At 62.6% G+C, this 20,974-nt stretch carries 18 protein-coding genes; 10 read left to right on the forward strand and 8 right to left on the reverse strand.

Annotated elements, in window-relative coordinates:
- Nucleotides 1-12 precede the first annotated feature (12 nt).
- The gene (locus L0U80_RS18460; protein ID WP_233868106.1) at nucleotides 13-1,362 is read right to left on the reverse strand and encodes a Rieske 2Fe-2S domain-containing protein; all 1,350 of its coding nucleotides are present in this window, start codon (nucleotides 1,360-1,362) and stop codon (nucleotides 13-15) included.
- A 709-nt stretch (nucleotides 1,363-2,071) separates the two neighbouring features.
- Between L0U80_RS18460 and L0U80_RS18465 the strand changes: the two genes are divergently transcribed.
- From L0U80_RS18465 to L0U80_RS18490, 6 genes are all read left to right on the forward strand, one after another.
- Entirely contained in the window at nucleotides 2,072-3,184 is a 1,113-nt protein-coding gene (locus L0U80_RS18465; RefSeq protein WP_233868108.1) for a porin, read from the forward strand.
- 130 nt (nucleotides 3,185-3,314) lie between these two features.
- Complete coding sequence (locus tag L0U80_RS18470) at nucleotides 3,315-4,430, forward strand: alcohol dehydrogenase catalytic domain-containing protein (RefSeq protein ID WP_233868110.1); 1,116 nt, start codon at nucleotides 3,315-3,317, stop codon at nucleotides 4,428-4,430.
- Nucleotides 4,431-4,469: 39 nt separating this feature from the next.
- Nucleotides 4,470-4,997, forward strand: coding sequence for a cupin domain-containing protein (locus L0U80_RS18475; protein WP_233868112.1), 528 nt, complete (start codon nucleotides 4,470-4,472; stop codon nucleotides 4,995-4,997).
- A 34-nt stretch (nucleotides 4,998-5,031) separates the two neighbouring features.
- Nucleotides 5,032-5,550 carry a bacteriohemerythrin gene (locus tag L0U80_RS18480; RefSeq protein ID WP_233868115.1) on the forward strand — a complete coding sequence of 173 codons (519 nt, stop codon included), beginning with the start codon at nucleotides 5,032-5,034 and terminating at the stop codon, nucleotides 5,548-5,550.
- Nucleotides 5,551-5,606: 56 nt separating this feature from the next.
- Nucleotides 5,607-6,350, forward strand: a complete 744-nt coding sequence (locus L0U80_RS18485) for an SDR family NAD(P)-dependent oxidoreductase (RefSeq protein ID WP_233868116.1) — start codon at nucleotides 5,607-5,609, stop codon at nucleotides 6,348-6,350.
- 239 nt (nucleotides 6,351-6,589) lie between these two features.
- The gene (locus L0U80_RS18490) at nucleotides 6,590-8,146 is read left to right on the forward strand and encodes a methyl-accepting chemotaxis protein (RefSeq protein ID WP_233868119.1); all 1,557 of its coding nucleotides are present in this window, start codon (nucleotides 6,590-6,592) and stop codon (nucleotides 8,144-8,146) included.
- A gap of 59 nt (nucleotides 8,147-8,205) precedes the next feature.
- Here L0U80_RS18490 and L0U80_RS18495 read toward each other — a convergent pair whose 3' ends face one another.
- Together L0U80_RS18495 and L0U80_RS18500 are read right to left on the reverse strand one after the other, a co-directional pair.
- On the reverse strand, nucleotides 8,206-8,418 hold the full coding sequence (locus L0U80_RS18495) for a GDCCVxC domain-containing (seleno)protein (RefSeq protein ID WP_233868122.1): 213 nt from the start codon (nucleotides 8,416-8,418) through the stop codon (nucleotides 8,206-8,208).
- Between the two features lie 217 nt (nucleotides 8,419-8,635).
- Nucleotides 8,636-10,969 (reverse strand): heavy metal translocating P-type ATPase, encoded by a 2,334-nt coding sequence (locus L0U80_RS18500; protein WP_233868125.1) that lies wholly within the window; start codon nucleotides 10,967-10,969, stop codon nucleotides 8,636-8,638.
- A 75-nt stretch (nucleotides 10,970-11,044) separates the two neighbouring features.
- Between L0U80_RS18500 and cadR the strand changes: the two genes are divergently transcribed.
- Complete coding sequence (cadR, locus tag L0U80_RS18505) at nucleotides 11,045-11,476, forward strand: Cd(II)/Pb(II)-responsive transcriptional regulator (RefSeq protein WP_233868128.1); 432 nt, start codon at nucleotides 11,045-11,047, stop codon at nucleotides 11,474-11,476.
- Nucleotides 11,477-11,565: 89 nt separating this feature from the next.
- Here cadR and L0U80_RS18510 read toward each other — a convergent pair whose 3' ends face one another.
- Nucleotides 11,566-12,513 carry a phosphoribosyltransferase gene (locus tag L0U80_RS18510; RefSeq protein WP_233868131.1) on the reverse strand — a complete coding sequence of 316 codons (948 nt, stop codon included), beginning with the start codon at nucleotides 12,511-12,513 and terminating at the stop codon, nucleotides 11,566-11,568.
- Nucleotides 12,514-12,733: 220 nt separating this feature from the next.
- On the opposite strand from L0U80_RS18510, the gene L0U80_RS18515 reads away from it, so the two are divergent.
- Nucleotides 12,734-13,255 (forward strand): putative pterin-binding protein, encoded by a 522-nt coding sequence (locus L0U80_RS18515; RefSeq protein ID WP_233868134.1) that lies wholly within the window; start codon nucleotides 12,734-12,736, stop codon nucleotides 13,253-13,255.
- Between the two features lie 10 nt (nucleotides 13,256-13,265).
- The gene (locus tag L0U80_RS18520) at nucleotides 13,266-15,074 is read left to right on the forward strand and encodes an ATP-binding response regulator (protein WP_233868137.1); all 1,809 of its coding nucleotides are present in this window, start codon (nucleotides 13,266-13,268) and stop codon (nucleotides 15,072-15,074) included.
- Nucleotides 15,075-15,147: 73 nt separating this feature from the next.
- Here L0U80_RS18520 and L0U80_RS18525 read toward each other — a convergent pair whose 3' ends face one another.
- Nucleotides 15,148-16,002: a helix-turn-helix domain-containing protein gene (locus L0U80_RS18525; RefSeq protein WP_233868140.1), complete on the reverse strand. Its 855-nt coding sequence runs from the start codon at nucleotides 16,000-16,002 to the stop codon at nucleotides 15,148-15,150.
- 247 nt (nucleotides 16,003-16,249) lie between these two features.
- Between L0U80_RS18525 and L0U80_RS18530 the strand changes: the two genes are divergently transcribed.
- Entirely contained in the window at nucleotides 16,250-16,555 is a 306-nt protein-coding gene (locus tag L0U80_RS18530) for a hypothetical protein (RefSeq protein WP_233868143.1), read from the forward strand.
- Here L0U80_RS18530 and L0U80_RS18535 read toward each other — a convergent pair.
- The 3 genes from L0U80_RS18535 to L0U80_RS18545 all read right to left on the reverse strand — a co-directional run bounded on the left by L0U80_RS18535 (nucleotide 16,543) and on the right by L0U80_RS18545 (nucleotide 20,832).
- On the reverse strand, nucleotides 16,543-18,249 hold the full coding sequence (locus L0U80_RS18535; RefSeq protein ID WP_233868145.1) for a porin: 1,707 nt from the start codon (nucleotides 18,247-18,249) through the stop codon (nucleotides 16,543-16,545). The genes L0U80_RS18530 and L0U80_RS18535 overlap by 13 nt on opposite strands.
- A gap of 345 nt (nucleotides 18,250-18,594) precedes the next feature.
- A complete protein-coding gene (locus L0U80_RS18540; protein WP_233868148.1) occupies nucleotides 18,595-19,551 on the reverse strand; it encodes a LysR family transcriptional regulator in 957 nt (318 codons plus the stop codon).
- A gap of 219 nt (nucleotides 19,552-19,770) precedes the next feature.
- Nucleotides 19,771-20,832 carry an NAD(P)-dependent alcohol dehydrogenase gene (locus L0U80_RS18545; RefSeq protein ID WP_233868164.1) on the reverse strand — a complete coding sequence of 354 codons (1,062 nt, stop codon included), beginning with the start codon at nucleotides 20,830-20,832 and terminating at the stop codon, nucleotides 19,771-19,773.
- Nucleotides 20,833-20,974: the final 142 nt, after the last annotated feature.

Genomic DNA, 20,974 nt, shown 5'->3' on the forward strand with positions numbered 1-20,974 from the left:
CTTCTATGGGGATTACGCGTCTTCTTCTTCGATCTTCTCGACGAAGTAGGCGGGGGCCTTGCCTGCTGCCGTGCGCTTCATGCGGATCGCGCCCGCCTTGATTGCGCCGTCGACGCCACGGCCCGGCTTGGCGATGCCGCGATTCCAGCGCGATGCAACCTTGCGCCAGGTGATCGGCGAGACATCGGTGGAAACCAGTTGCTCGTCGTCCCAGCCGGTTCCATCGGCATAGAAGTCGTGCATGGCTTCGCGCGCGTACAGGTCGCAGTCGTTGAAGCCGTGCAGGCACAGCGGCTTGTAGAAGTAGTCGTAGCGGTACTTGAAGTCCTTGCGCTCTTTCTCGGTCGGGCAGACGCGGACCATGATTTCCCAGTACTCGTAGGTGTCGTCGGTGATCGGCACGTACCACTCGTACTGCACAACATGCTCTTCCGGCCAGTTTTCGACCATCAGCACGCCCGGCAGAAACACCGAGGTGCGGTACGGGCGCGCCACCGGGTTGGTGATCTCCAGATCGACCTTTTCGTTCTTGAGGATGGGAGCCCACTTCTCGGTGAACAGCCACTGCACCATACCCTTCGGGCCATTGTCGTTTTCCACGGTGGCAATCGCGTCGTCGGCGGTCGGCACGATACCGAGCGGCAGCACCCAGTCCTTGGCGTGAATGATCGCGTTGTCCTTGTGGACCAGGATGTGGGCGTTGTCGAAGCCGTTTTCGCAGGCGATGCGCCAGTTCGCGAAGCCCGTGCGATGCATGCCGTGCGCGACGGCGTCCTTGTCGAGGATGCTCGGCGCCGCGGGCCACAGCGGGTGCGGGAAGCGCTCGTCGTTGTCCGGGAAGCGGATCGGCAAATCTTCGGACAGCGGCGGCACGTCTTCGAGCGGGAAGTCGTCTTCGCGCACGAACACGAAAATCATGCCGCACACTTCCTCGACCGGATAGGTCGTCACGCCGGTGGTGCCGATCAGCTTGTCGTCCGGGTTCCCCGCAATGGTCGCGAGCTTGCCGGTCTCGAGGTCGAACGTGAAGCCGTGATACCAGCAGCTGATGGTGTCCTTGGTCAGGCACATCGGTTTGGCCGACATGCGCACGCCGCGGTGGATGCACTGGTCCTTCAGTGCATAGATCTTGCCGTCGACGCGACGCAACACGATCGGAATTCCGCAGATCTGGATGCCTTCGACCTTGTCTTCAGGCAGTTCCTTGCTGAACAGCGCGGGGTACCAGTGGTTCACAAAGCCCCAGGCTGCATCCTTGTAGGGCTGGTACTGGCTCTGAACCTTCGCGTCGTTGACGCGCGCGTCGCTGATGCCGTTAAGGCGCTCTTTGCTGCGCCGGCGGATGACGGGGGTGTCGCTCATCTGTGTCTCCAGGAAAGATTGTTTGCTTGCGAAACGGGGTTCACCGCTGTGCATCGGTGCATGTCTCGTTTGCGACGCGCCGGACGAAACGGGGACGGCGTATCGCACTGGAACAACGCCGAACGGCCGAAGGTCATGCGTCGTAGTTCGCGAGCAGGTTATTCAAAAATGAATTGACAGTCAATTTAATTTCAATCAATCTTCGGTCTAAATTTGGTTGAAGGTCGATCTTTCCGGCGGTTGACAGCCCTCTCCGGTTCATCTAGGGAATAACCATTAGGTGTTATCCCGGCCATCCGCGTGCGATGGGCGCGATGGGGTCGGGGTCGATCTGGACTGTGAGAAATAAGCAGTACTAATCCGTCGCAGCGGATTTTCATCAAAAAAAGGAGGAGACAGTGCCTGAGGTAATTGAACTGGTAGGCGACGATGAAGTGGCTATCCCGGCTGTACGGATACGGGAGCCGTCACGTATGTCGAAGTGTTTGCCGGCACGTGTCGACGTGGTTGACACAATGCTGGCCAACGCGCTGATTTCCAATTTTATTTAGTTCATCAAACAGTAATCCGGTGTTCTGGCGAGGTGCGCGTCGGCCGTTGAGCGCGTGTTTTTCCAGCTACGTAAGGATGCTCCAACTGTTTGATCAGGAAACGATTGCAGTGGCTGAGACCGCCGCAATCTCTCAGGTTTACAACAACGATCGGGACGATGATGAACAAGATTGCTTGCATGGGCCTCGCAGTCGCCTCTGCCTGTGCATCTACCGCAGCAACGGCACAAAGCAGTGTGTCAATGTATGGCCTGCTCGATACGGGCGTGATGTACGTGAACAATATCGGTGGGCACAGCGTAGTGAAGGCCGATCCGGGCGAGGCCGCTCCGAATCTCTTCGGGATCACGGGGAAGGAAGATCTCGGCGGCGGGCTGAAGGCGATCTTCAAGCTCGAGGGGATGTTCGACATCAATACCGGCACGCAGTCGAGCAGCCTGTTCGCGCACCAGTCGTATGTCGGTCTGGCGGACGACCGTTACGGCGCGTTGACGTTCGGTCTCCAGATGGATGCGATGTTCACCTCGATGATCGTCGACCACTGGGGGCCGTCATTCCCGTTCATCAGCTCGATGACGCTGCGCCAGGGCTCGTTCGGTTTCGGCTTGCCGGCATCGAACCAGCTGAACGCCCCGGGTCCGAACCCGTCATTCGACCCGGACCGCGGGCTCGGCATTCCGATCGCCAACGCGGTCAAGTACACGAGCCCGACCATTGACGGTCTGACCGGTACGGCCATGTACAGCTTCGGTGGCGTTGCCGGCTCGTACAGCCAGAACAGCGGCGAGAGCTTCGGTGTCAATTACCACGTCGGCGGCCTCGTTCTCAATGGTGCGTACACGTACCTCAAGAGCCTGTTCAACAACATCGGCGATGGAAACTTCGGGATACGAAACGTTGGCGTGGGCGCTGCCTACAACTTCGCGAACGCGCAAGTCTCGGCCATGTACACGAGTTCGCAGAACACGATGAACGGCGCGCGTGTCGGCACGATCGAGGCGGACGCGACCTATGCGTTCAGCCCGTTCTTCCACGCGAACTTTTCCTACCAGTACATGAAGGGCAACAGTGTGCTCGCGAACCAGCATGCGCACCAGGAAACGCTCTCGCTGAACTATGCGCTGTCGAAGCGCACCAGCATCTATAGCGGCATCGCCTATCAGCAGGCCACGGGCATGCCCGCCTGGATCTTGCTGACGTCGTATGGCCCCGAAGGGTCGAGCACGGGCAGGCAGTTCACGGCGGATATCGGCATTGAGCACGTGTTCTGAGTTGATCCGGGCAGTTTATGCCAGGCATGAATGCGTCGTTTTCCCTTGGCGACGTATGCGTGCATGGCTTCTCTGCGACCGGTTCGGGACCGGCCGGCCGCGGACCTATTCCTAAAATCAGGAGACAAGCATGAATGCAGTGACCCAGATGAAAGCGATGCGCGTGCACGAACCGGGTGGCCGTTTTCAACTCGACGTGCTTCCCCGTCCGAAGCTCCTGCGCCCGACCGACGTGCTGGTCGAGGTCAAGGCGTCAGGTGTTGTGCCGAACCTGCGCAACGTGATGAGCCATTACGGCGAGCGCTCGTATCTCACGGTGCCGGATTTGCCCGCGATCTATGGACTCGACACGGCTGGTGTCGTTGCCGAGGTCGGTGCAGCGGTGACGGGCATCGTGCCGGGGGACCGCGTCTACATCAACCCGGGCCGCTCGTGCGGTTCGTGTCACGCGTGCCGGATCGGTGAGCCGACCAATTGCGTCGCGTACACGTTTCAGGGGTATTTCGGTTTCGGTCCTCGTTCGAAGCAGATCTACGAACAGTACCCGTACGGCGGCTTTGGCCAGTATGCGACCGCGCCCGCCGACGGCCTCGTCAAGCTTCCGCAGTCGGTCAGCTTCGAGCAGGCTGCGCGCTTCGGCTACCTGGGCACGGCGTACTCGGGCTTGCGCAAGGCCGGGACAGGCGCGGGCAAGACGGTGCTGATCAACGGCGCGTCCGGAACGCTCGGCCTTGGTGCAGTACAGCTTGCACGCGCGATGGGCGCAGTGAAAATTCTGTGCGTCGCGCGCAACCCCGAATTGCTCGAGCGTGTGCGTGCGCTCGACCCGCAGCGGATTCGCACGTTCTCGCACGGTTCTGGCGACCTCGGTGCCTGGGCCCGTGGTGAGACGGACGGTGTGGGTGTTGACGCGGTGCTCGACGCAATCGGCCCTGGCGCGCCGCACCAGGCTTCGCTCGACTGCCTCCATGCATTGCGTCGCGGTGGCCGGATGGTGGAGGTTGGGGCCATGTCGGACCCGTTGCCGCTGAATCTGCACGAGTTCATGTGCTCTCAGCTCAGCGTGATCGGGTCACTGTGGTTTTCGGTGGCCGAAGGCGAGGATGTCGCCGCGATGGCTGGCGCCGGCACGCTTGATCTGGGCGTTTTCGACCATCACCGCTACACGCTCGAACAGGCCAACGAGGCACTGGCCGATGCGGAGCAGCGCAAGGGCGGTTTCGTCAACGTGGTGATCGTCCAATAACGGCGTGATCTGTCAACAAGAGAGTACGAGGAGCCTGAAATGGTGAGACGCGTTGTAACTGCAGAGCGCAATGGCAAGTCGGTGGTGGTGGCCGATGCCCAGGTCGCGAACACGCATGACTACAAGTCGGTGCCCGGTTTTCAGACCACGCTGGCATGGGCCACGACGCAGGCCGTTCCCACGCTGCCGTTCGATGGTCGCGATCCGGCGGTCGGGATCGAGTCGGTGGTGCCGTCTCCGCACGGTACGCGCCTGATCGTCGTGCAGTTTCCGCCCGACAGCGTGATGGCTGCGCCGGATTTCGACGGTGCTGCAGCCGGCGCCGAATACGCGCAGCATCTGCCGGGCCTCGCCGAAACGTTCGATGCAGACGGTTCGGGCTTCCATCGCACGTCGACCGTGGATTACGACGTGATCCTGTCCGGAGAGCTGTGGCTTGAGCTCGACGATGGCGAGGTTCGCCGTCTGAAGGCAGGTGACATCGTGATCCAGAACGGTACGCGACATGCCTGGCGCAACCGTAGCGAGCAACCGGCCGTCATGCTGTCGGTTCTGATCGGCGCCTGAGCGCGCCTTGAATAGTCCATCGCAGGAGATTCCCATGTCCCATTCCCACGCGCATGTTCATGCTGCCCAGAGTGGATTCGATGAGCATGCCGCCGAAACGCTCGCGTGGAGTGACGCGATGCTGCTCGGCCACGCTCCCATGGACGACGCGCACGAGGAATTCGTGGTCGTCGTCCGTGCGCTGGCGGCATGCAATGTGGCGACCGCGCTTGGTTGCCTGCAGGCGGTCGAGGATCACCTTCTCGCGCACTTCGGAACAGAGCGTGAGTGGATGGAGCGCACGGAATTTCCGGCGATGGAGTGCCATCTGGACGAACACCAGAAAGTGCTGGATACGGTACTCGAAGTGAACCAGCTCGCGAAAGCGGGGGAGGTCGGGTTGCGCGATGTGCACCGTCTTGCCGCCGCGCTCGCGGACTGGTTTCCAAAACACGCGACCTATCTGGATTCGGCGCTATCGGCATGGATCAACAAGCGCATGCACGGAGGCGCACCGGTCATCCTGCGGCGCGATCTTGGGACGAGCGCGTTTCAGGAAGAGCTGGCTGCCTGAGCGGCGCTGTTTGCGCGAATCGAACGGTCAACGGGATCATTGAAAGGAGCGGTCATATGCTGATGCAGGGCAAGGTGGGGCTGGTGACGGGCGGGGGCTCCGGCATGGGGCGCGCGGCAGCGCTGGCGCTCGCCGGACAAGGTGCGACGGTGGTGCTTGCAGGACGCTCGGAGGACAAACTCGCCACCGTGCGCGATGAAATCGTGAAAGCAGGTGGCAGCGCCGAGATCAAGTCGATGGACGCATCGCGGAGCGAAGACAACGAGATGCTGGTCAAGTTCGTCGAGTCACGCTTTGGGCGACTCGACTTCGCATTCAATAACGCTGGCGGCCACGCGGATTTCAAGCCGATCGACCAGACCCCGGTCGAAGAATCGGAGTGGGTGATCGACCTGAATTTCAAGGGTGTCTATTACGGCGTGAAGTATCAGGTCGAGGCAATGCTGCGCGCGGGCGGCGGTGCGATCGTCAACAATGCGTCGATTTTCGGGTTGCGCGGCATGGACGGTATCGCGCACTACGTGGCAGCCAAGCACGCGGTCGTCGGTCTAACGCGCGCGGTCGCCAAGGAATACGCCGGACGGAACATCCGCATTAATGCAGTCTGTCCAGGGGCCACCGAAACACCGAACTACATGCGCTCGACGGGCGGTGACGTGCACCTGCTCGATGACATGATTCCGATGCGTCGCATCGGTCAGCCGCAGGAGGTCGCTGAAGCGGTGGTTTTCCTGTTGTCGAATAGTTCGGCTTATGTGACGGGCGCGACGTTGTCGGTCGATGGCGGCATGACAATCTGAGCGAGTTGGGCGGGTGTGTAAGCGCGATCTGTGGGGCGCGCTGACCGAATCAGTTCAACATCGGTGCCTCTACAGCGGAAATTCCGACGTGTCGGCTCGCTTCGAATAGCCGGTCCATCACACGGACGAGAAGAACGGTGGATTGCTCAGCACGCAAAGCAGTTCTAAATAAGCAGGAATTTCCGCTGGCTCCCGGCGGAACGCCGCGGAAGATCGGAGCGGCTAGACGGATAAAAACAATGTTCAAAAAACTGACTGTCTTGCAAAAGCTACTCGGTACGTTCGGCATCGTCGCGGTTGTCGGCGCGGCTTCGGGTGGCGCGGGGATCATGGCGCTTTCGCGCATGTACAGCATCACCGACGAAATTGCCCAGCACCATATGCGCGGCGTGGCGTTGCTGGGCGACATCTCGCGTAGCAAGCTCTCCGCAGATCTTGATGGGGCGAATTTCGGCTACATGCACGATGACGAGGGCAAGCAGCGCGTCGCGGCCGATACTCACGAGAAGATCGCCGCGACGGAGGATTTCATTCGCCAGTACAGCGCGATTAGCGGGGAAACCCCAGAAGGGCAGGCACTCCTCGACGAACTGCAGCGCACCGAAAAGGCCTGGGGGCCACTGATCGCGCAGGCTGTTGCCCTCATCCCGCACGAAGCTCAGTACGTCGGCCGCGACGATCTGCTCGTGAAGGACGCCATTGCGACCAGCGCAAAAATGATGGCAGAGATCACCGCGCTCACCGAGTACCGCAAGACTCGCGCGATCGCGGCCACGAAGGAAGCCGCCGACCTGCACGAGACCATGTTCGTCGTTCAGATGCTCTTCGTGCTCGCGGGTTTTGTCGCGAGCCTCGCCTTCGGGTTTTTCATCGCGCGCGAGCTACAACGTCAACTGGGCGGCGAGCCGCATGAGGCCCAGGAACTCGCACGCAAGATCGCCGCGGGTGATCTGACGAGCCGGGTTTCGCTACGCCGGAGCGACAAAACCAGCGTGATGGCCGGGCTGGCCGACATGCAGTCACATCTGCGTGAGATTATCGGCTCCATCCAGGTCGCCAGCGATGCGATCCTGATTGCCTCGAACCAGATTGCACGCGGCAACCTCGACCTTTCCCAGCGCACCGAGGAGCAGGCTGCCTCACTCGAACAAACGGCGGCCAGCATGGACGAGCTTACGACAACCGTCAATGCGAACAATGCCTTCGCTGGCGACGCGCTGCGGCTGGTCGATCAGTCGTCGCAGTCGGCAGCGCAGAGCGGCACGGCGATGGAGGAGCTCTCGGGCAGCATGCAGTCGCTCGTGGGCCATGCGAGCAAGATCACCGAAATCATTGCGACAATCGAGGGCATCGCATTCCAGACGAACATTCTGGCGCTCAATGCCGCCGTGGAAGCCGCGCGTGCGGGCGAGCAGGGTAAGGGCTTCGCGGTCGTGGCTGGCGAGGTGCGTACGCTTGCCCAACGCGCCGCTGCTGCCGCGAAGGAGATCAAGGAACTGATCGATACCACCACACGCGACATCCGAAGCGGTTCGGAGATCACCCGGAAGACTTCTGAGTCGCTGGTGACGGTGCAACAGGCCGTCGAGCAGGTGGCTGGACTCATGCGCGAACTCACCGACGCGTCGGACCACCAGAGCACCGGCATTACACAGGTCAATCAGGCCGTGCGGCAGATGGATTCGGTCACGCAGCAGAACGCGGCGCTTGTTGAAGAGGCTGCGGCTGCTGCGCAAAGCATGAGCGAGCAGGCCGGAGCGCTAAGACAGAGCGTTGCGGTATTCCGCTTGAGTTGAGTCGGCACGCGGCGAGGGGGGCGGTCCGGCTGGTGGCTGAGGTGCTCGCGTGCGCCGGGTCAGGCGCAGCAGGAACCGGACTGCTGCATCGGAGGGCAATGGTTGGTGCCATACGAGCAGTACACGCAGCAATCGCCTGGTTTGGGTCGCAGCACTGTCCTGCAATGCTCGCATTCGTAAAACCACACACAGGCGTCGGTGGGCATCGTCTCTTCTTTCCTGTGCCCGCAGACAGGACACGTGATCATCGTATCCAGCACGATTGCTGCCATCACTGCACCTCCTTCACTTGAGGCAGAAAAATGGCTTCTCCACGGGAATGGCGGCTACCACACCATCAGAGGCCTCACGCCCGCCACTTCGGTAATCATGTTGACCAGCGCGTAGACCGTTTCTGCCTCGGCGAACATATCGATTTCGATGTTCCCGGTTCTCCAGTCATCAGCAAAATAATTCCGATGAGGGAGTCGCCACTTCTGGTATCGCCAGTCATTTTCGGAGCAGCCGGAGCCCGTTGCCGACGACCAGCAAGCTCGCACCGACGTCAGCGAATACGGCCATCCACATCGTGCCAAGACCGGCAAGCGTCAAGGCGAGGAATATGGCCTTGATTCCAAGCGCAAGCGTGATGTTCTGCACCAGAATGCTGTGCGTGGCCTTTGACAGACGGATAAACGCCGGAATTTTCCGGAGGTCGTCGTCCATCAGTGCGACATCGGCCGTTTCGATTGCCGTGTCGGTTCCCATGGCGCCCATCGCGAACCCAATATCGGCGCGAGCCAGTGCTGGCGCGTCGTTGATGCCGTCGCCCACCATGCCGACCACGGCTTGCGTTCCGGCCAGTTGCTCCACCGCACGCAGCTTGTCTTCCGGCAACTGATTCCCTTCGACCCTATCGATTCCAACCTGGCGCGCGATGGCCTGTGCCGTATGAGGATTGTCGCCAGTCAGCATGGCGGTGCGCACGCCGAGCTTGTGAAGTTCGGCAACCGCGTCGCGGCTGCTGTCCTTTACCGTATCGGCCACGGCGAAAAGTGCAAGCACCCGGTCTTCGTCAATCAGCATGACGACGGTTTTGCCTTCCCGTTCGAGCACATCCAGTCGCGCTTCCAGTTCCGGCGAGCAGCGCCCCAGCTCTTCGACGAGGCGGTGGTTTCCAATCGAATAGCGCCTTCCGTCGATGACGCCGCGTACGCCTCGCCCGGGAATCGCCTCGAAGTGCTCGACAGGGTAGTGCGTCAGGCCCTCGACGTCTGCCGCTCGCGAGACGGCCATCGACACCGGATGGTCCGAGCGGCCAGACAGGCTCGCGGCGAGCGACCGTACATGGCGACTATCGGCGTCCGGGGCGCGCAGCTCGAACTCGGTCTGAACCGGCTTGCCATGGGTGATGGTGCCGGTCTTGTCCAGTGCCAGCCAGCCGAGTTTCCTCCCCTGTTCGAGGTACGAGCCGCCCTTGATGAGAATCCCGCGACGCGCGGCGGACGTCAGTCCGCTCACGATGGAAACCGGCGTGGAGATGACGAGCGCACACGGGCAGGCGATAACCAGAAGCACCAGCGCCTTATAAATCCAGTCGAACCAGCTTCCTGAAAATACGAGCGGAGGCACGAGCGCAACGGCCAACGCTACCGCGAACACGATGGGTGTGTAGATGCGGGCGAACTGGTCGACGAATCGCTGGGTCGGCGCTTTCGAACCCTGTGCTTCCTCGACTGCATGAATGATGCGCGCGAGCGTCGTATTGGTTGCCGCCGCCGTGACCTCATACTCGAACGAACCGGATTCGTTGATGGTTCCGGCGAACACGGGGTCGCCCTCGGCTTTTTCGACGGGAAGGCTCTCGCCGGTGATGGGGGCCTGGTTCACCGTCGAGCGGCCGCTCACGATTGTGCCGTCAAGGCCGATGCGCTCGCCGGGCCTCACGCGCGCGATCGCGCCGGGCGTCACGGAACGGGCGTCCACCTCGAGCCACGAGCCGTCGGCCTGCCGGACGGTCGCCTTGTCGGGCGCAAGCCTCATCAAACCTTGAATGGCGTTGCGGGCCCGGTCGAGTGATCTGGCTTCGATGAGTTCCGCTATCGTGAACAGCACCATGACCATGGCGGCTTCCGGCCACTGGCCAAGAAGCAGCGCGCCAGTCACGGCGATGCTCATCAGGGCGTTGATGTTCAAGTTGCCATTGCGGATGGCAATCCAGCCCTTCCGGTACGTAGTGAGCCCGGAACCCGCTATGGCGAGCAAGGCGAGCGCGGCCACCAGCCATGTAGGCTGTCCGAGCCAGTGAGCGATTTCGGACGCGGCCGCGATGGTGCCGGACAGCGCAAGTGGCCACCAGGGCTTGTGCGCGACTTCCGGCCCTTTGTCGGTCCGGTCTTCCGCGTGTGCGAGTTCCGGCGTAAAACTTAGCGACCGGACGGCTTCCAGTATCTGCGCAAGTGCATCGGCGCGATGAGTCACCGTCAGGACGCGCTGAATCAGGTTGAATTCCATTCCCGCAACGCCACGCATGCCCGTCAGCTTCTTGCGGATCAAGGCTTCCTCCGTCGGGCAGTCCATCTGCAGGATGCGGATCGGGGTCCGGATCATATTGCCGGCCACTTCCGGTTTGGGCAGGGCGTCGAACGACACGGCTACGGGCGCACAGCAGCTTTCACCGCCTTTGGGGCCGTGATCGTGATCATGGTGGCCACCGTGCTCGCGATTGTGATCGTGGGCCGGTTCAGGGCTCGTGCCGTGTTTGTGTGAGCACGTACAGTCGTGGTCGCGGGCGCCGTCCGTCCCGCACGTAGTGCCGCTTTTTGAAATATCTGCTTCCGACATGGTGGTATCCGTCTTCGATATGTGCTCTAGTTAACACCTTGGAGTGGCTCCAAGGTCAAGACGGAAGGAGAGGCTATGAGAATCGGCGAACTGGCCCGGCTTGCCAATTGCACCACCGACACAATCCGGTTCTATGAGAAGGAAGGCTTGCTGCCTGAAGCGGACCGCACAGACGCGAATTACAGGAACTACACCGAGCGTCACGTCGACCGGCTCCGGTTCGTTCGCAACTGCCGCGCGTTGGACATGACACACGATGAAGTGCGGGCACTGCTAAGGGCAGCCGACGAATGCGCTTCGAACTGCGGAACGGTCAATGCGCTGGTTGACGAGCACATCGAGCACGTGAACAGGCGCATCGACGAACTGCTTCAACTTCGGGAGCAACTGGTCGTCCTGCGCCAGCGATGCACCGGCGAACGACACGTCGCCGAGTGCGAAATCATGCACGGACTCGCGTCGATGGAGACGCACCCGGCGGGAACGAAATCATCACATCTCGGATAGCCGACGTGTCTTGATCGTCGACGACGGACAGGTTTTCAAGCAGGCGTGGGTCGGCGCGCCGGAGCGGCTGCTGCGGCCGCGCCGCGGCTTCAGCTCCAGACCGAGGCGCCGATCAGCGTGCCGGTGCGTGTATGCGCATTCCACCAGATCACGCGCAACAGCGGCGCGCTCTGGGCGATGAAGATCGCCTGCATCGGATCGCTTTCGATGAAATGCGTCACGCCGCAGCGAATCGCCGCCGCGGCCTTGTGCGCGGCGGCGCCCGACGGCGTGTCGTCGTGCTCGTCGACCGCGCGCATCACGAGTTCGAGATGGCCGTAGCCGTGGCGTTCGAGCCACGCCTCGGTGCGCGCACGGTCCATCTCGGGGCGCCCCGTGATGATCGCGCGCGTGTGCTGCATATCGACCTTGGGAATGCGCTCGAACGGCAGCAGCGCGTCGCGTTCGGCGAGCGCCGCGCCGAGGTCTTCCTCGTAGCGCGAGAGCGGGATGTCGGGCAGCAGCACGCCGTCGAGGTCGATTGCATACACCGCGTATTCGTGGTCGTCGGCCATCAGCGCGCCGTCGCGTGCGCCTTCGCGGGCCCAGTCCGCGCGATAGCGGGCCGTGTACGCCTGGCGCTCCCACGGGAACAGCGTGAAATAGCCGCTCGCGTCGATCGAATAGTCGGGGCGCAGGCGCGAGAGGTCGTCGTAGGCGCCCGTGAGCGTGCGCACGATCAGGCCGTGCTCGCGCAGGAATGCGATGCAGTCGACGAGCGTGTTTCCGCGGCCCGCGATGTCCTCGCACAGCAGCACTTTCGAGCCGGGCTCGGGCAGCGGGAGCGTCGAGTCCCAGCGGACCTCGCGCGTCGCGCGCTCGTAGCGCAGGAACGCGACGCTTGCGCCAGTCGCGTGCGACACCATCAGGGCAAGCGGCGCGCCGCCACGCAGGATGCCGATTACCGCGGCAAATTCCTCGCCGGCCAGCACAGGCTGCAGCGACTCGATCCACTGGTCGAGTTGTTCGTAGGTGAGCGGCACGACGGGTTTGTTCATCGGGTCGGAAACGGGAATAGCGGGGCAGGTAGGGTTCGCCGCAGGTATCCCGCGACGAAGACGGCTATTGTCGGTTCAAGGTTTGACGATATTATGCCTATGCTCGCGCGCACCTGCTGGCCGCGCCGGGCGAGGCTGGCGCCGGACGGGGGAGGTCCGCGTCGTGCCCGCGACTATAACGAATCGATTCGATAAATCCACGCACGAGGGGGTGAAAGCGATGTCGGAACCTTCTGGCTGGCGGCGCTTTTCTGCCGCCCTGGCCGTGGCAGCCAGCGCAACCGTCGCGCACGCCGGCGACGTCGTGCCTGCCACGCCGCTCTCACTCGATATCGATGGCGAGGTGCACGTCACGAATAACCCCGCGCACACCGCGTATCACTTCACCGAAGCGCAGTTGCTGAAGCTGCCGGTTCACGCGATTTCCACCTCTACCGCCTGGACGCCGCGCTCGACCTTCACGGGCCCGCTGCTTTCCGATGTGCTCAAGGCCGTGGGCGCGTATGGGCACGAGATAGAGATCCACACCCTCGACGACTACGTCTGCGACGTGCCGGTCGCCGACGCCGAGCACTACGGCGTCGTGCTCGCCTACGCCATGAACGGCCAGCGCCTCAAGGTGAGCGACTACGGGCCGTTGTTCCTGATCTATCCGCGCGACCAGTATCCTCAGGAACTGGACGGCGCTGCCGGCGACGCCAAGTTCGCGTGGCAGATCAAGTCGATGACCATCAAGCGGTGAGCGGCCGGTGATGCGTGGTCCGCTGCGACGGTTCGTGCTCGTGCTGGTCTGGTTCATTGCGCTGCTGCCGCCGGTGGCGGGGGTCGGCTATCTGCTGTACGCGAACCTGCTCGATCCGCGCGTGGTCCAGCGCCTCGGCGGCAGTTACGACGGCCTGTACTGGGACGCGGCCCAACTGCAGATCGCCTATGCGCGTTTCGAGAGCCAGCTGTTGCTGTACGCGGACGGCGCCGACCGTGACATCGAAAGGGTGCGGCTGCGCTACGCCTTGTTGCAGTCGAAGCTCAACATCGTGAAGGGCTCCACGCACGAACTGCGCGGGCTGCCCGGACTCACCGAGCGCCAGCAGGCCGATCTCGTGGCGCTCGATGCCGCCATTTCGCAATTGGAGTGGCAAATACCGACGCTCGCCGACGAGCCGTGGCGCGCGTCGCCGATGGTGGACTCGCTGCGCGAGCACTGGTCCGAGGTCAACGATCTCGCGTTGAACCGGCGTTTCGCCGACGTCACCGAACGCGACGCCATCCGTCGCGACTTCATCGCAAAGCGCCGTGAATTGTTCGCTGCCGGGATCGTGCTGCTGGTGCTCTCGGCCGCGGCGGCGGTGCTGCTCGTGATGAACGGCTACCGGCGCTCGCGCCTCATCAGTCAGCAGCGGGCGCTGCTCGAAGCCGAGCACCAGGCGAGCCGCGCCGCGCGCGAGGCCAGCACGGCGAAGGATGCGTTCCTCGGCATGATCAGCCACGAGTTGCGCACGCCGCTGCACGCGATCGTTTCGTCGATCGAACTGCTCGGCTTCAACTCACACTCCGAGGCCGACCGCAAGGTGATTCAGCGCCTCGAAACGGCCGCGCGCCAGCTCGAAGCGCAGATGAAGGACCTCACCGACTACGCGCGGCTCGGCGCGGGCAAGCTCGAACTTCGCGAGGAGCCGTTCGATCCGCGCGAGTTGCTGCAGTCGATCGTCGACGAAAACGAAAGCGCCGCGACGGCACGTGGTCTTGTGCTCGAACACGCATGGCACGGGGCCGCGCACCCGGTCGTGGCCGATCCGCATCGCATTCGTCAGATCGCGAACAATCTCGTGACTAACGCGATCCGCTACACCGAACGCGGCAAGGTGAGCATCGAGTTTACGCTGGGCGCGCAATTGCTTTCGATCGTCGTCAGCGACACGGGGCCGGGCGTGCCGCCATCGCAGATTCCGCTCATTTTCAAGGAGTTCACGCAACTCGACACGTCGCGCTCGCGCCGCTACGAGGGCGCGGGGATGGGGCTCGCGATCGTGCGAGGTCTCGTCGATCTGTTCGGCGGGGCGATCCAGACCGACAGCCGCGTGGGCGAAGGCACGACGTTCACGGTGACCGTGCCCGTCGTGCCGGTCCCCGCGCCGCTCACAGGCGGCACGGCGCAGCAGGTGGACGGCACGGGCGAGCGTCCCCGGGTGCTCGTGGTAGACGACAATCCGCTCGTTCGCGATTCGCTTGGCGAGATGGTGACGCACATGGGCTACGCGGCGCTCATGGCGGGCGATGTCGATGGCGCGCTTGCGCTGGCGGCCACGCATCGGTGCGACGTGGTGCTACTCGACCTGCACATGCCGGGCCGCGACGGTTACGCGTTTATCGCGGGACTCGACGCGGGCGCCGCGGCGGGGCCGCGCCCACCGGTGATCGCCGTGAGTGCGGACGTTGCGGCAGTCACTTCGTGTGACGCGGACGGCCCCTTCTTCGAGTGCCTCACGAAGCCGGTTCACTACGAGGTGTTGCGCGCCGCGGTGCAGCGCGCGTTGTCGGCCCCGCGCTCGACTGAGGCGTGATAGGCGTATCGGGAATTACGAGGCCGAACGTGCGGCCGGATGGGCGGCGCGGCATGGGGCGCGCCAGGCTGCGTCAGCTGCGCTTGAGCCGCTTCGACAAATCGGCGACGAGAATCGCCATGCGTGCGGGTTTCTCGTAGCACGCGACGTCATAGTGACGGACGACCTGGCTGATCTCCGATTCACTGGCCTTGCCGGTCAGCAGTTCACCGGTCAGCACGAAGATCGGCGCATCGGGGTTCTCGGACGAGCGCACGCGGCGGATCGAATCGGCGGCCGTCTGTGGGCCGAAGAGCCAGTCGATCACCACGCCGTCGAATACCTGGCTCTCCAGCGCCTCGTCGAAGGCAGTAAGGCCGTAGAGTGCCTGGGCCGCGTAGCCGCTGTGTTCGAGGTAGTCGCGCAGGTTGTCGGCGGACGCGCGGTCGTCGTCGACCACGGCGATCACCGGCTTGTCGGCCTCGGCGCGGCGCGGGTAGATCTCGATCTTGTGGACTTCGTGGGCGTTCTGGTACAGCGAGCCATCGGGCCGCACGACGCGCCACTGACCCTGTTTTTCATACGCGACGAATTCGGGCCGGCTGCCCGCTTCGGCCGGCGCACCGATCCACGCGGTGCAGGGCAGTTCGGCCACGCTCACGCAGAGCAGCGCTTCCTGCGCGCTGGCGCCGAGCACGCCCGGATCGAGCAGTTGCCCGGCGAAGAGCTGGCCGACAGGCTCGCCGAACGCCTCCGCGACTCGCTTGATCTGGGTGAGCGTCCACGGGCTGTTGCCGCGCAGCTTGCGATGCCCTTGCGAGAAGCTCAGATCGAGGATCCGGCAAAGCTCGGTGGTTTGCTGGCGCTTGCCGATGCCGTGACGGTTCATCAGCTCGCGCACGCGCTCCGCGACCGTGGTCGAGTCGGTTGGGTGTGCAACGTTCGACATGCCTTGGGGGGATCGAAAACTCAGTGTCTGGCTGATTATGGTGTGCGGTTGAGGGCTTGTCACGAGCCGAAAGTCCGCGATGCGAACAGTATTCTAATCGCATCAATTAATCATGTTGTGACAATTTTGGGGGACGGAAAGCGGTTGCGTGAAGTTGCGTGAAGGACGGTCGGCCCGCGTGCTGGATCACAGCCGGCGGTGCATGACTGACCGGCCGGTTTAACGCACTACGACTAGAGAGCGATCAGTGGTGTTCGCGTGGCGCGCTTTCCAGACCAAGCTGCACGAACATGAACGCGTCGATTGGGAGCGGGCCAGCATCGCCGTGTTCGGCGTGCCCTGGGGAGTGTGTGGAGTGGACTGCGGAAAACTGGCCTTCGTGACGAAGCTGCTTACCGGCGGACCGCTCGCAGGGTGTCTCGCGGAAGTGACGGCCCGTATTGAAGAATCGATGGCGCCGGCACTGCCAGATGAGATTCAGTCTGGCAGTTGGCCGGCGCGTACTGCATGGAGTGTTGCGAGCTACACGTCGATAGAAGATCAGAACTTGTAGTTCACACCCACGGAGACGGCCATCGGATGCCCGCCGGCGAAGCAGAATGGCGCGCCCTGCGAGATGGAACTGCCGTCGTGGCAATCGTAGGTCACGCTTCGCCCACCCGCGCCGAGCGCATAGTGCGCATTGGCTTCGTTGATCACGAACGCGTAGTTGGCATAGACGGACAGATACTTGTCGAACTGGTGCCGGTACAGGAACGTGAACATGTTGGCCGCGTTAGGCGGATTGGCAATTCCGATTGCGTTGGGGTCCGCGGGTGCCGTGTTGTGCTGGCCAGGGTCGCCTGGCGTGCTGCCCGCGTGCGCCCAGCCGAAGCTCGCGGAATCCTTCGGCGAGAACACCTGCGTGATCGCAAGCCAGAACCCGTTGCGGCTACGCTCGTTTTGCGCCTCCAGATAAGCAGGAATCTCCCGGCGCATCCATTCGTAGATGCCGCTGATCGTGGTGGCCGTCGAGAACGTATATTGCGCGCCGACCTTGAACGCCCATTCGTTGCCCACGTCGTTGGGATCGGTACCGTCCGCGGAAGCGAGTGCCGCGGGCGTGTTCATGACGTCGCTGGTCCGGTTGACGTTGCGGTGCAATTCATACGCCGCGGTTACGTAGAGCGGGCCATGTGTGTACGCGATGTTCGCGCTGTATGCCGTTCCATAGCTGCCATCGTTACACGCAGCCGGGGTGCCGCCGCTACCCGGGACGTTGCCACCGGTACAGTCGGATTCGCCCATGGCCTGCGTCGAGTTATCCCATCCGCGATTCTGGCCGGGAGAAACGAGCGCATTGAACGTGAAGCCGTGGATATTCGGCGATTCATACCAGATCGCATGATCGAGGCGAGTGCCGAACTCCACGCGATTGTCGCCCCCCGTGTTGCCCATGATGGTCGCGTAATCGCCGGGCATGCCGGAGAACGGGTTCATGCGTTGCGTCGAGTTCTTGTAGGGCGCGTCGGTCTTACCGATTTTCACCGCGCCCCACGTCGGCGACGAGAATCCGACAAAGCTGTTTCTCGATGTCAGCGCACCCTTTACGGTCGTATCCTGCGCGGAGTTCGAGTTGGCCGAGCCCGCCGTCGCCGAGACATCGAGCTGCGTTTCCAGCTGGTAGATGAACGAGAACTGGGGCGATCCGAAGTCGTGCTTTCCGCGTACGCCGATATACGACAGGTTCGACGAAACGTCAGGCATCCAGCCCATATTGCCTTGCGGGAAGACGCGGGTTCCGTCGGGACGCACGTATGAGCTTTGCAGGCCTTTGGTCGCATAGTCGACCGAGAGGTCAAGATTGCCGTAGAACTCCATGTTGCCGAGTGCGGCGAGGACCTGCTTCACACGCGGCGGCATGTCGTGGCCCCAGTCGGAGCTGCCCTGTTCGGCGGCGGCGCCCGGCGCTGCCTCAGTCGCTTGTGCGTAAGTAGTCGCGGGCAGGGCAGGTGCGGGCAACGCTTGCGCGCTCTGCATGGACGACGTTTTCTGGATTTGAGCTGTGCCCTGTGCGGTTGACCGGGACTGGTTCGCGGTCAGTTCGTCCAGCCGCTTGCTCAAGGCGGCTAGCTGCTGGCGAAGCTCCTGAATCTCCGTCTTGTTCGAGTCGGGTAAAGCCTGTGCATAAGCGAGGCCGCCGCCCCACGTTGATAAACCCGCAAGCAAAACAATGCCTTCACCTATTAATAGGCGAGAAGATTTCATATTGTCTCCAACTCTATTTTTATGTCATCAGGACAACGAATCAACGTTGATGTTGGCGCAACAGAAAGCAGACAAGCCTTTGCATTACTTTCCGTTACTGGGGATTGCGGTTGCTGACTCTACGGGGATGGGGGGCGGGAGAAAATTAAATGTTTTTTATAGTAACGATCATCAGACAGAGAAAAGCTTTCTATTAAATGCTAGTAAACATTTCAGCAATATTACTTTTTCTGACAAACCCTGTACTGCAGCCAAGCCGCTGCGCGAGATGAATCTGGCCCGGAGCGCCGCCCCGTGGGCGCTGGCCTGTTTCGTCCCGGCGCGCGCTTACGCGCGGCCGGGCCCTCACGCCGGCTGCAGTCCACCCAACAATTGCCTGACGCGCGACAGATCGCGATTCATTGCTCCGGTGCCTTCAAACAACGCCGCGAGCCAGTCGATGAACACGCGTACACGCGGCGACACCTGGCGCGTCTTCACGAAGGCGACCGAAACCGGCGTCGGCAGGGGCTTCCACTGGGGCAGCACCTCGACGAGCGCACCGCTGTCGAGATACGGCTGCGCCGCGAGCAGCGGCGGCTGCACAAGGCCGAGTCCTTGCAGACCACAGGTGAGATAGGCCAGTTCGTCGGATACGTTGACGAAGCCATCCACCTTCACCTTCGTTGGGCTGCCGTCCACCTCGAAGTCGAATTCGAGCGGACGCCCCGACAGCGGCGAAAGGAAATTCACCACGGGATGCCGCGCGAGTTCGTCGAACGACGCCGGTGCGCCGTGGCGCTCCAGATAAGCCGGGCTCGCGCACGTCACGTGCTCGAGCACGCCGAGCCGCCGCGCGGCGAGACCCGAGTCGGGCAACTCGCCGAGCTGGATGCTGCAATCGACGCCTTCCCCGACGAGATCGACGTTGCGCAGGCTCACGCCAATTACGAGGTCGATCTGCGGATAGCGAGTGTGGAAGTCGTCGAGTTCGGGCAGCACGATCGCATTCGCGATCAGTCCTGGCATTTCCACGCGCAACCGGCCGGCCACGCCGCCGGGTGTTTGCCGCACGCTGGCCTCGGCATCGTCGATGTCGGCGAGGATTCGCGCGCAGCGTTCGTAGTAGGCGGCGCCTTCGGACGTGAGCGAAAGACGCCGCGTGGTGCGCACGAGCAACTGCGTGCCAAGCAGTGCTTCGAGGTTCTGCAAAATCGTCGTCGCGCTCGCGCGCGGCATGTCGAGTGACTGAGCGGCTTTGGTGAAACTGTTGGTGTCGACGATGCGGATGAACGTGCGCATCGCCTGAAAACGGTCGATCACGGGGAAGCTCCTGTCTTTGTGCTGACTTGAGAGATCCGCAGTGCTGCGAAAAAGGGGTGAGCCGTGAAACCGCCGAAGCGGATCGCGGTGCCGGCGTCTGCGGAGAAGGGCGCGCGGCGATTGAGAGAGACGGACACTGACGCGGCGCGTCAGCGCGGTGCGGGAGGCAGATGGGCCGTCAGGAACCGACGGCCCGGCAGGTCGGGTAGCGTCGGTGTCTTAGCGGGCAGCGTTGCGCAGTGTGTCGATGTCGATCACGAAGCGGTATTTCACATCGCTCTTGAGCATCCGTTCGTAAGCGGTGTTGATGTCCTGCATCTTGATCATCTCGATGTCCGACGTGATGCCGTGCTGCCCGCAGAAGTCCAGCATTTCCTGCGTTTCTGCAATGCCGCCGATCAGCGAGCCCGCGAGACGCCGGCGCTTGAAAATCAGGTTGAACACCTGCGGTGACGGGTGATCGTGTTCGGGCGCGCCCACGAGGACCATCGTCCCGTCAAGCCGCAAGAGTCCGAGGAACGGGTTCAGGTCGTGCTTCGCGGCCACCGTGTTCACGATCAAATCGAAGCTGTTAGCGTGGGCATTCATCTGTTCGGAATCCTTCGAAATCACGACTTCGTCTGCGCCGAGGCGCTTGCCGTCGTCGATCTTCGAGGGCGACGTGGTGAACAGCACGACGTGCGCGCCCATTGCATGCGCGAGCTTGACGCCCATGTGGCCGAGGCCGCCGAGACCCACGATGCCGACCTTTTTGCCCGGTCCCGCGCCCCACGTGCGCAGCGGCGAGTAAGTGGTGATGCCCGCGCACAGCAGCGGCGCGACGCCGGCGAGGTCGAGATTCTCGGGCACGCGCAGCACGAAGGCCTCATCGACGACGATCTGGGTCGAGTAGCCGCCGTAGGTGACTTCGCCGTTCACGCGGTCGATGCCGTTATAGGTGCCGACGAAGCCGTTTTCGCAATACTGTTCGAGTCCTTCGGCGCAGCTTGCACAGGTGCGGCACGAGTCGACGAGACAGCCCACGCCGACGATCTGCCCGACCTTGAAATTCGTGACACCGGAGCCCACTTCGGCCACGCGGCCGACGATCTCGTGGCCCGGCACGACCGGATAAACCGTGTTGTGCCATTCGTCGCGCGCCGTGTGCAGATCGGAATGACACACGCCGCAGAACTGCACGTCGATGCGCACGTCGTTCTCGCGCAGTTCACGACGATGGAATTCGAACGGTACGAGCGGGGTTTCCTTGTCGCGGGCGGCATATCCGTAAGTTGGGTACATGTTTGCTCATCTCCTGTTCGGTTGCGTGCCGGCCAAACCTGCGAAACCTGCGAAACCTGGAATGGCGGCAAGGTTCACATCCTAAGGACCCGGCCTTACCCAGGGAATACCTGAATCTATCGAAGACTTGCCTGATTCTCCT

The organism is Paraburkholderia adhaesiva (assembly GCF_021390575.1).
GTDB classification, from domain to species: Bacteria; Pseudomonadota; Gammaproteobacteria; order Burkholderiales; family Burkholderiaceae; genus Paraburkholderia; species Paraburkholderia adhaesiva.